The sequence below is a fragment of the Sulfuriferula plumbiphila genome, from assembly GCF_009938015.1.
GTDB lineage: Bacteria > Pseudomonadota > Gammaproteobacteria > Burkholderiales > Sulfuriferulaceae > Sulfuriferula > Sulfuriferula plumbiphila.
This window is the reverse complement of sequence record NZ_AP021884.1, coordinates 2,568,031-2,578,905: the sequence shown is the minus strand read 5'-3', so window position 1 is coordinate 2,578,905 and position 10,875 is coordinate 2,568,031. Positions and strand designations below refer to the sequence as shown.

Annotated in this window: 11 protein-coding genes and 1 pseudogene; 11 read left to right on the top strand and 1 reads right to left on the bottom strand. The window is 60.0% G+C overall.

The features are described 5' to 3' along the window. The first annotated feature begins 1 nt into the window (after position 1). The 11 genes from cobO to GZH91_RS18510 all read left to right on the top strand — a co-directional run bounded on the left by cobO (position 2) and on the right by GZH91_RS18510 (position 10,093). Positions 2–604 (top strand): cob(I)yrinic acid a,c-diamide adenosyltransferase, encoded by a 603-nt coding sequence (gene cobO, locus GZH91_RS13360; protein ID WP_147074115.1) that lies wholly within the window; start codon positions 2–4, stop codon positions 602–604. Between the two features lies 1 nt (position 605). Beyond that, positions 606–1,898, top strand: a complete 1,293-nt coding sequence (locus GZH91_RS13355) for a cobyrinate a,c-diamide synthase (RefSeq protein ID WP_147074117.1) — start codon at positions 606–608, stop codon at positions 1,896–1,898. After that, positions 1,895–2,560, top strand: coding sequence for a 5,6-dimethylbenzimidazole synthase (gene bluB, locus GZH91_RS13350; protein WP_147074119.1), 666 nt, complete (start codon positions 1,895–1,897; stop codon positions 2,558–2,560). The genes GZH91_RS13355 and bluB overlap by 4 nt, the downstream gene beginning before the upstream one ends. Positions 2,561–2,651: 91 nt before the next feature. Continuing rightward, on the top strand, positions 2,652–3,200 hold the full coding sequence (cobU, locus tag GZH91_RS13345) for a bifunctional adenosylcobinamide kinase/adenosylcobinamide-phosphate guanylyltransferase (RefSeq protein WP_147074121.1): 549 nt from the start codon (positions 2,652–2,654) through the stop codon (positions 3,198–3,200). A 2-nt stretch (positions 3,201–3,202) separates the two neighbouring features. After that, complete coding sequence (gene cbiB, locus GZH91_RS13340; protein WP_147074123.1) at positions 3,203–4,153, top strand: adenosylcobinamide-phosphate synthase CbiB; 951 nt, start codon at positions 3,203–3,205, stop codon at positions 4,151–4,153. 3 nt (positions 4,154–4,156) lie between these two features. Continuing rightward, entirely contained in the window at positions 4,157–5,200 is a 1,044-nt protein-coding gene (gene cobD / locus GZH91_RS13335) for a threonine-phosphate decarboxylase CobD (RefSeq protein WP_147074124.1), read from the top strand. Between the two features lie 20 nt (positions 5,201–5,220). Next, complete coding sequence (locus tag GZH91_RS13330; protein WP_198415493.1) at positions 5,221–6,702, top strand: cobyric acid synthase; 1,482 nt, start codon at positions 5,221–5,223, stop codon at positions 6,700–6,702. A 151-nt stretch (positions 6,703–6,853) separates the two neighbouring features. After that, entirely contained in the window at positions 6,854–7,225 is a 372-nt protein-coding gene (locus tag GZH91_RS13325) for an IS30 family transposase (protein ID WP_147074128.1), read from the top strand. 249 nt (positions 7,226–7,474) lie between these two features. Next, entirely contained in the window at positions 7,475–8,413 is a 939-nt protein-coding gene (locus GZH91_RS13320; RefSeq protein ID WP_147074130.1) for a LysR family transcriptional regulator, read from the top strand. Between the two features lie 140 nt (positions 8,414–8,553). Beyond that, entirely contained in the window at positions 8,554–9,753 is a 1,200-nt protein-coding gene (locus GZH91_RS13315) for an NAD-dependent formate dehydrogenase (RefSeq protein ID WP_147074132.1), read from the top strand. Positions 9,754–9,874: 121 nt separating this feature from the next. After that, a complete protein-coding gene (locus GZH91_RS18510) occupies positions 9,875–10,093 on the top strand; it encodes an HPP family protein (RefSeq protein ID WP_147074153.1) in 219 nt (72 codons plus the stop codon). Between the two features lie 19 nt (positions 10,094–10,112). Here GZH91_RS18510 and GZH91_RS13305 read toward each other — a convergent pair. After that, positions 10,113–10,398: pseudogene (locus GZH91_RS13305) on the bottom strand (integrase core domain-containing protein); the annotation flags it as partial. Positions 10,399–10,875 lie beyond the last annotated feature (477 nt).

The window sequence follows — 10,875 nt, the reverse complement described above, 5'->3', positions numbered from 1 at the left end:
TATGAAAACCGATCCCGAATCCCACAAACGCATGACCCAGCGCCACAAGGAAGGCTTCGAAAAAAAGAAGGCCGCCGCGCAAAAGGAAAAAGGCCTGCTGATCGTCTACACCGGCACCGGCAAAGGCAAATCCACCGCCGCATTCGGCATGGGGTTGCGCATACTCGGCCATCAGATGAAGCTGGGTGTGGTGCAATTCATCAAGGGCGCATTGCACAGCGCAGAACGCCAGGTGCTGGGCAGTAACCCCAATTGTGATTTCCATGTGGTCGGCGCCGGCTACACCTGGGATACCCAGGATCGCGCAGCCGACATGAAAACTGCCGCCAACGGCTGGGCCGAAGCGGTCAGGATGATCAACGATCCTTCCTACGACATGGTGATTCTGGATGAACTCAATATCGTGCTCAAGTATCAATATCTCGATCTGGCCGAAGTCATCGAGGTGTTCGGCAAACGACGCGAGATGCTGCACATTGTCGTCACCGGCCGCCATGCGCCGGAGGGATTGATCGCACTGGCCGATCTCGTCAGCGATATTCGTCCGGTCAAACATCCGTATCAGGAACAGGGCATCAAGGCGCAAAAAGGCGTGGAGTTTTAACGTGCAAACGCGACGCTGCCCGGCGCTATTCATCAGCGCACCCGGTTCCCATCACGGCAAGACGACCGTCACTGCCGCGCTCGCCCGCTTCCATGCCGATCAAGGCCGCAAGGTCAGGGTGTTCAAGACCGGACCGGATTTTCTCGACCCGATGATACTCGAGCGCGCCTGCGGCCAGCCGGTATACCAGCTCGATCTCTGGCTGGCGGGCGAAACAGCATGCCGGCGCCTGGTGTACGAGGCGGCCCAGGAAGCCGATCTGATTCTGGTCGAAGGCGTGATGGGCCTGTTCGACGGCACGCCGAGCAGCGCCGACCTGGCGCAATTGCTCGGCGTGCCGGTGCTGGCGGTGATCGACGCTACCGGCACCGCGCAAACGCTGGGCGCGATCGCGTATGGGCTTGCCCATTTTCGTTCCGAGCTGGCGTTCGCCGGTGTCCTGGCCAATGCGGTGGCCAGCGCCCGTCATGCAGAAATGATGGTGCAGGGCATGCCGCCAGGGATGCGTTATTTTGGCGGGCTGCCGCGTGCATCGCAATTCACTTTGCCGGAACGGCATCTGGGCCTGGTTCAGGCCGCAGAGATTGTCGACCTCGAAGCGCGCCTGGCGGCGATCGCAGCGTCGATTGCTTCGACCGCCCTGGCCGCATTGCCGGCAGCAGTGGAATTCACCTGTGCCAGTGCAGAACCGCTGCCGCAACTGCTGGCCGGGACACGCATCGGCATTGCACGCGATGCGGCGTTTTCGTTTATCTATCCGGCCAACCTGGATGTGTTGCGGGCGCTGGGCGCCGAGCTGGTTTTCTTTTCGCCGCTCGCCGACCAGGCGCTGCCGCAGGTCGACAGCCTTTACCTGCCGGGCGGTTATCCGGAACTGCATTTGCAGCAATTGCAGGATAACGCGCCAATGAAAGCCGCGCTGCACAGCCACTTCCGGCAGGGGAAACCGATTTACGCGGAATGCGGCGGCATGCTGTACCTGTTCGAATCGCTCACCGACAAAGCCGGACAGCGCGCCGCGATGACGGGTCTGTTGCCGGGACACGCCGTCATGCAGGCGCGCCGGCAAGGCCTGGGTTATCAATCCGCGCCGATGCCTGGCGGCGTGCTGCGCAGTCATGCCTTTCACCATTCGGTGATTGACACGCCGCTGGTTCCGGTCGCATCCGGCGAGCGTTTGTACAATACTTCGCAAGGGGAAAGGATCTTTCGACTGGCGCGGCTGACGGCAACTTACCTGCACTGTTATTTTCCTTCCAATCCAAGCGTGGCCGCCCGGTTGTTCCTGCCATGAACCGATTCAGCAACGAAGAAATCGCCGCAGTTTACAAGGTGATTGCCGAACGGCGCGATATCCGCCATTTTCTTCCTGACCCTATCGAGCCGGAGTTGCTGGCGCGCCTGCTGAATGCCGCGCATCTGGCCCCCAGCGTCGGTTTCATGCAGCCATGGCGGTTTATCCGGATTGCCGACCCGGGCCTGCGTAGCACCATTCACCAGATGGTCGAGCAAGAGCGCATCCACACCGCACATGCCTTGCACGAGCGCGAAGACGAATTCATGCGGCTGAAAGTGGAAGGGGTGCGCGAATGCGGCGAACTGCTGGTGGTGGCGTTGATGGATCGGCGCGAGGCGCATATTTTCGGACGCCGCACGCTGCCGGAAATGGACCTCGCCTCGGTCGCCTGCGCGATTCAGAATATCTGGCTGGCAGCTCGTGCCGAAGGCATCGGCATGGGCTGGGTGTCGCTGTTCGATCCGCAACAGCTTGCCCTGCTGCTGGGCATGCCCGCCGGCGCCAAGCCGATTGCAATACTGTGCCTTGGCCATGTGGAAGCCTTTTATCCGAAGCCGATGCTCGAAATCGAAGGCTGGGCGGAGCGGCAGAAGCTGCAGGACATGGTGTATGAGAATACGTGGCGCAATCAGGCCGAGAGTCATGGCGAACCTGAATGAACCAGAATCGATTGCCACCATTTAAATGGCGCTGCATCGTGAACCGCAGCTTTCATCTGTGTAGCGCATGAATTTTTTAAGATCAACAGACATGATTCGTACGCTGGTATTGGGTGGCGCACGCTCCGGCAAAAGCGCCTATGCCGAACAGCTCGCTGCGGCTACCGGCAAGGCGGTGATCTATGTCGCGACCGCGCAAGAGGGCGATGCCGAAATGGCGGCGCGCATTGCCTGCCATCGGCAGCGGCGCGATCGCGCCTGGATGACCGTTGAAGAACCGCTGGCCCTGGGTGCTGCCATCGCAAAATGGAGCGGGCCGGAACGCTTGGTCCTGATCGATTGCCTGACCGCCTGGCTTTCCAATTTACTGTTCGCACAGACGCAGATTTTTCCCGAGGTGGGCGAGATTATTCCGCCCGCGTGCTTTCGCGAGGAACGCGAGCGCTTCCTGCAAGCGCTGGAGCAAGCCGCCGGCGATGTGATCCTGGTATCCAATGAAGTCGGCATGGGCGTGATCCCGCAAGGCGCGCTATCGCGCTGGTTTGTCGATGAAGCGGGCCGCTTGAATCAGGCGGTGGCGGCAGGCTGCGAGCGTGCGGTGTGGGTCGCCGCCGGCTTGCCGCTGATGCTGAAAGGCTGACCATGCTGATGGCGCTGAACGTAACGATGATCGCGCTGCTGGTCATCATCGGCGTGGTACTCGATCTGATTCTTGGCGAGGTGCGGCGCTGGCATCCGCTGGTGGGGTTTGGCCGGCTGGCCAATGGACTGGAACGCAGGCTGAATCAGGGCGAACGCAAATACTGGACGGGTGCGTTGGCCTGGCTGTTGGCGGTATTGCCGTTGGTGCTGCTCGCGTATTGGAGCATCCGCTGGAGCGCGGTCCTGGGAATATGGGCGAGCGCCGGCATACACGCGGTGCTGCTTTATTTCAGCCTCGGGCTGCGCAGTTTGCGCGACCATGCGCTGCCGATCGAACGGGCGCTGGCACAGAACGACCTGGCCCGGGCGCGCCGGCTAACCGCGCGCATCGTCAGTCGCGACACGGCGCAGGCCGATGCCTCCAGTCTGGCCAGAGCTGGCGTGGAGTCCCTGCTGGAAAACGGCAACGATGCCGTGTTCGGCACGCTGTTCTGGTTCATGGTTGCGGGTGGGCCGGGTGCCGTATTGTTCCGGCTGGCGAATACGCTGGATGCGATGTGGGGATACCGTACCCCGCGCCATCATGCCTTCGGGTGCGTGGCTGCCCGCATCGACGATGCATTGAACTGGATTCCGGCAAGGCTCACCGCATTGTCTTACGCCTTGCTGGGCAATACCCGGCAAGCGTTGCGTTGCTGGCATACGCAGGCGCCAGACTGGTCCAGTCCCAATGCCGGTCCGGTCATGGCGGCGGGTGCCGGCGCCCTGGGCCTCGCACTCGGTGGCGCAGCCGTTTACGATGGGGTGATTGAGAACAGGCCAGCGCTGGGGAGCGGCTGCGCCGCACGCGCGACCGATATCGGACGCGCATGGCGGCTGGTCGCTGGCACAACCGCGCTATGGATGGTCATGCTGAGCATCGCGGCATGCATATCTTTCCTGAAAGGGTGATGCATGCTTGAACATGGCGGCAACCTGCACGATGCCATCGCCCGCTTCGGCCGGCCGCGCGAAGAGTGGATCGATCTTTCTACCGGCATCAATCCGCAGCCGTATCCTGTCCCTCCTTTGGCTGCGGATGCGTGGCATCGCCTGCCGGAGGCCAGTCCGGCACTGGCCGCCGCCGCGGCGGCCTATTACGGCGCGCCACGGGTATTGCCGGTGGCGGGCACGCAAGCCGCGATTCAGGCACTGCCGCGCTTGCGCGCGCCGGCGCGGGTAGTGGTGGCTGCGCCCGCTTATGCCGAACATGCGCATCGCTGGGCGCAAGCAGGCCATGCGGTGCGTGAAGTAGGCCATGACGAACTGGGTTCCGCCGTGGCGGATTGCGAGGTGATGGTGATCTGCAATCCGAACAATCCGACCGGCGCCACCATTGCACCTGAAATACTGCTGGCCTGGGCCGGGCAGCTGGCATTGCGCAACGGCTGGCTGGTGGTCGATGAAGCATTTGGCGATACCGTGCCGCAGTTGAGCGTAGCGGCCTGGTCTGATCGTCCGGGCCTGATTGTGCTGCGCTCGGTGGGCAAGTTTTTCGGCCTGGCGGGACTGCGGCTGGGTTTCGTGGCGGCACAGCCTGCGCTGTTATCAGCGTTGTCGGATGTTCTCGGCCCGTGGTCGGTGAGTGGCCCGGCACACGACATCGGCTGCGCTGCCCTGGCCGATCGTTCCTGGCAGCAGGCGATGCGCAAACATTTGCTGAGCGCTGGCGAGCGTTTACATGGGCTGCTGGCCAGTCACGCGATCAGCGCGAGCGGCGGCGCCCTGTATCAATGGTGGTCCGAGCCGCACGCCGAAGCATTTTGGCAGCACATGGCGCAACGTGGCATTTGGGTGCGCTGGTTCACGCGCGGTGCGCGTGGCATACGGCTTGGGTTGCCGCTGGACGAGGCTGGCTGGCAGCGTCTGGAGCAGGCGCTTGCGGCATGGACTGCAGCGCAAACAGGGCTGTGCGAAAAACCGCAGCAAGCACGCAAACACAGAGGAGAGTGTCCATGAATTTTCCGTATCCCACCTTGATGGTGCAAGGCACGACCTCCGATGCCGGCAAAAGCACCGTGGTGGCGGCGCTATGCCGTTTATTGGCCAGGCAAGGCATCAGGGTGGTTCCTTTCAAGCCGCAGAATATGGCGCTCAATAGCGCAGTGACCGCGGACGGGGGAGAGATCGGACGGGCGCAGGCATTGCAGGCGCAGGCGGCCGGACTGGCGCCGCATACCGACATGAATCCGGTGTTGCTCAAGCCATCCAGCGATACCGGCGCGCAAGTCATCATCCACGGCAAAGTGCGGGCCGACATGAACGCGCGCGATTACCACCAATACAAGACGGTCGCGATGCAGGCGGTGCTGGCCTCGTACCGGCGGCTTGCCGGGCAATATGAAGCCGTGATCGTGGAAGGCGCCGGCAGCCCGGCCGAAGTCAATCTGCGCGAGCGCGACATCGCCAACATGGGTTTCGCCGAAGCGGTTGATTGCCCGGTGATCCTGGTGGCCGATATTGATCGCGGCGGCGTGTTTGCGCACATCGTTGGCACCCTTGCATGCCTGTCCGGCAGCGAGCGACAACGCATTATCGGCTTCGTCATCAATCGCTTTCGCGGCGATATCGGCTTGCTGGAGCCGGGTCTGGAATGGCTGGAACGGCAAACCGGCAAACCGGTGCTGGCAGTGTTGCCGTATTTGCAGGGTTTGTTCCTGGATGCCGAAGATGCGATCCAGTCAGCGCAAACGGCGGGTGGAGGATTTCGTGTCGTGGTCCCGGTCTTGCCGAGGATCAGCAACCATACTGACTTTGACGCGCTGCGCGCCCACCCGGATGTGGATCTGAAATTCATCGGATCGGGGCAAGCGATTCCGCCAGCCGATCTCATCATCCTGCCCGGCAGTAAAAGTACCCGTGCAGACTTGGCCTGGCTGGTCGAACAAGGCTGGCAGGAAGCGTTGACCAAACACCTGCGTTATGGCGGCAAGGTCATTGGGATCTGCGGAGGATTCCAGATGCTGGGCAAGACAATCGCCGACCCGCACGGGGCAGAAGGTTTGCCGGGCGTATCGCAAGCGCTCGGCTTGCTCGACATCGATACCGAGCTGACACAGCACAAGCGCGTGATCCAGGTCCGTGGCCGTTGCGCTTTTGCCGATGCCGGAGTTGCCGGTTACGAAATTCATATGGGAACATCGCAGGGCGCGGCACTCACTAACCCCGCTTTTTATATTGACGACCGGCCCGAAGGAGCGCGCTCAGCCGATGGGCAGATCCTGGGCACCTATCTGCATGGTTTGTTCGATACGCCGCAAGCATCTGCTGCGTTGCTGCACTGGGCCGGACTCGCAAGCGCAACCGTGATTGACCTTGCCCTGTTGCGCGAGAAAAGTCTGGATCGGATAGCAGACGCTTCAGTGCCGCTATTCGAGGCACTTGCGGCCATCCGCCAAAACCTGGCGATACCTTCAAATTGGATCACACACGGAATCGACATCAATTTTCCGAGCAGATAGACGGCTCCAGTGATCGCGCTGCAGATCGAAATCATGCGTTGATTTCATATTCCATCGGGTAGGAGGTAGGGTCTCCCCTACCGTCCTCCCACACCACTGGACATGCGGTTCCGCATCCGGCGGTTCATAAAACACATAAAACACAAACCAGGTGTCGATTGAGAAGCGCCCGGCTATCGTCGACAGCCGCAAGCGTTTCGGCGGCTGGGAAGGCGACTTGGTCATTGGTGCCGGCCAGCAACAGACGCTCGTCACGCTCAACGAGCGCAAGTCTCGCTATTCCTTGATCGCCCATGTTCCGTTCAAGACCGCACAGGTTGTCTCGGATGCCATGATTTACCTGCTGATGCCTGTTGCGGCCTTTGTTCATACCGTGACAGCCGACTATGGGAAGAAGTTCGCTCAGCACGACCAGATCGCCAAGAAACCCGATGCCGGCTTCTTCTTCGTTCATCCCTATGCCTCCCGGGAGCGTGGTGCCAATGAGAACATGAACGGTCTGATCCGCCAGTTCTTCCCGTAAAAGATGCGCTACAACTCCATCACTGCCAAGGACATCGTCTTCGCTATGCACCACCTCAACCACCAACCCGGAAAATGCCCCGGCTTCAAAACACCCCTCGAGATTTTCATGAAGCAGTTACACTCTCGTCATAACCCCGTTGCACTTCAGGCTTGAATCCGGCAAGCATAATCCAGCTTGGATGCTGGGTTTTGCAAGAGGCTCGTATGTGTGCAAATTTCGGTAACTCGCTATTCAGAAAGAAAGGCAATGTTCATTCGTCAGCTTGACTACTTGGTAACGCTATCTCGTGAGAAGCACTTCGCTCGCGCAGCCAAGGCATGTTACGTATCGCAACCTGCGCTGTCTGCGGCGATCCGCCATCTGGAAGAGGAGCTGGGCGTGCCGATCGTCCAGCGCGGACAGCGATTTCAGGGGCTCACGCCGGAAGGCGAGCGCATTCTGAACTGGGCCAGGAAAACGCTCGCTGCCTGGGAGGGACTGCGTCAAGAAGCCTCGATTGCACGCACGCACCTGGCCGGCACACTTCGGCTCGGGGCTATCCCGACGACGATGCCCATCGTGTCCCTGTTGACTGGACCCTTTCGTGCCGCACACTCGGAAATGTGCCAACTGGTGCAATCCTTGAGCACCGAAGAGATTATCCGCCGGCTGGATAGCTTCGAACTGGACTTGGGGCTTACGTATCTCGAGGACCAGTGCCTGGAAGGGTTCCGTGTCCTGCCGCTGTATCGCGAACGTTACATGCTCCTCGCCCGCGATCCCGCATCCATTGGTGATTGCCAGGAAATGAGTTGGGCGAACGCTGCCGAACTGCCTCTGTGCCTGCTCACAAACAATATGCAGAACCGGCGCATCATCAACGCCGCGTTCCGCCGGGCCAACGCGCAACCGCGCGTGGTCGTGGAGACCGATTCGGTTTTCGCGCTCTATTCCCATGTGCGCTGCGCCGAGCTGTTCAGCATTGTGCCGCACAGCCTGCTGTGCCTGTTCGAGATGCGCGAGGAGTTGGCAGCCATCCCGCTCACGCCGGAGATTAATCGCGCGATCGGTCTGATTGCGCTTGACCACGATCCGCTTTCCCCCATGGTCGCAGCCGCTTGGGCGGTCACGCAAACGCTCGACCTGGAAGCGCGTTTCGACACCATGATAAGCGGCACCTATCAGCCCATCCGCGCAAACGACTAGACTGTCCTTCGCCTGACGCTCAGCATGCATAGCTCGGAGCATGCCATGTGCCAAGCCCGTAGCATGGGGGCAACGTGCTGACTTTACACATGCTGCGCCCTCCTTAATCCAACGCTGTTCATAGAAGATGGAGACACAATATGGCCAAAGTTCTGTGCGTGCTTTACGATGACCCCGTGGGCGGTTACCCCAAAGCGTATGCGCGCGACGCGATTCCCAAGATCGAGCGTTATGCCGATGGACAAACCACACCGACCCCCCAGGCGATCGATTTCAAGCCGGGTGCGCTGCTTGGCTGTGTGTCAGGGGAGTTGGGACTGCGCAAGTTCCTCGAGTCGCGCGGCCATAGCCTGTTCGTTACGTCCGATAAGGACGGACCCAACTCTGCGTTCGAGAAGGAACTGGTCGACGCGGAGATCGTCATCTCGCAGCCATTTTGGCCTGCCTATCTGACGGCAGAGCGTATTGCCAAGGCGCCCAAGCTCAAGCTTGCATTGACGGCCGGCATCGGATCGGACCATGTGGATTTGCAGGCAGCGATCGACCGCAAGATCACGGTGGCGGAAGTCACCTTCAGCAACAGCATCAGCGTGGCCGAGCATGTGGTGATGATGATCCTGGGCTTGGTGCGAAACTACATTCCATCCTATCAATGGGTCGTGAAAGGCGGCTGGAATATTGCCGATTGCGTTGAGCGCTCTTACGACGTGGAAGGCATGGAAGTCGGCACGGTAGCGGCGGGACGTATCGGGCTGGCCGTGCTGCGTCGGCTCAAGCCCTTTGACGTGAAGTTGCATTACACCGACCGCCATCGTCTGCCGGAAAGCGTGGAGAAGGAACTGAACCTGATCTATCACGCAGATGTGGAATCGATGGCCAAGGTCTGTGACGTGGTCACGATCAATTGTCCGTTGCATCCCGAGACAGAGCATCTGTTTAATGCTTCGCTGATCGCGAAGATGAAACGCGGTGCCTATATCATCAATACGGCTCGTGGCAAGATTTGTGATCGCGATGCCATTGCGAGTGCGCTGGAGAGTGGCCAATTGGCCGGTTATGCGGGTGATGTCTGGTTCCCCCAACCCGCACCGAAGGATCACCCTTGGCGCACCATGCCGCACCATGGCATGACTCCGCATATCTCGGGCAGTTCGCTGTCGGCGCAGGCGCGCTATGCGGCAGGCACGCGCGAGATACTTGAATGCTGGTTCGACGGAAAACCCATTCGCAACGAGTATCTCGTGGTCGATGGCGGCAAGCTTGCTGGTGTAGGTGCGCATTCCTACAGCGCAGGCAATGCCACAAAGGGCTCCGAAGAGGCAGCGAGGTTCAGGGGCTAATGATCTTGTTCATGTGACAGACCCAGGGTGCGATGCCCCGGGTCCATTTTCCTGGATCTCGATGAAAACGTATTTCAGGAAAATGCATGGCGGTGCCTGCCAGCGCACGTAGGCAAACAGTATTGCCTGGTCCTTTTTCGGTGGACTGGTTGCGATTGAGACGGTAGGTTACGTCTCAGCGGTAAGCGCAACGCCACTGGTGCTGGGATCCTTCGGCGCAAGCTGTGTACTACTCTTTGGGTTCCCGGAGAGTCCGTTCTCGCAACCCAGGAACGTCATTTCGGCGCTGACCGGACTGTTGTTTTTGTCCGTGTTTGGCGCGGTAATCCCCCGTTTTTAGAGGGTGTTAAAAGTAGAGGTTAAGCCGTTAGGGCCAACTTCTGTTTCGGGGTGATGCCGCCGATGGCCATGTTGGGGCGTTCGTGATTGTAGGACCATAGCCAATTCGTGGCAAAGTCCTGCATTTCCTCAATTGAATCGAACAAATGGTGCGCCAGCCAATCATAGCGGACCGTGCGGTTATAGCGCTCCACATAAGCATTCTGCTGCGGATTGCCAGGCTGAATAAAGTCGATGCGGATGCCGCGTTTTTTGCCCATGCCAGCGTACGGCGCTGATGTATTCCGGGCCGTTGTCGCAGCGGATTGCCATTTAAGAAAATTCTACTTTCAAACGCTTTTTTTGTGGGGGGATTACCTAGTACCGAAGACTGAAAAGCAACGCCCGGTTTCACCGGGCGCTAGATGGGTTTCGCTTGACGGGGAGGGGAAGTCCGTAGAGTTTGGTTAGCGGTGGAGCACGGTACACTGATGCTGGATTATTAATTGGAATGGGCTGTCGGCGCGCGCCATGCGCGCGCTCTTCACCAATGCCCGCCATCTTCCGCTTTTAAGTGTAATTCGAAAGGAGGCGGCAGGGAACTGGTAACGCATGGCTTTATAACCAGATTGCAGACGGCGCTGCGCGGCTGCGGTTTCGTCTCATCAGCCACGGATGGCGCCTGGCGGAGCGGGAGTTGCAGCGGGTATGTTGCGGGACGTTCCGCGTGTCACCGCCGGGCAATCGCATAATCCCTTAAAGAAAGCGCGCAATCCTCCGATATATCATGCATATCATCCGGTA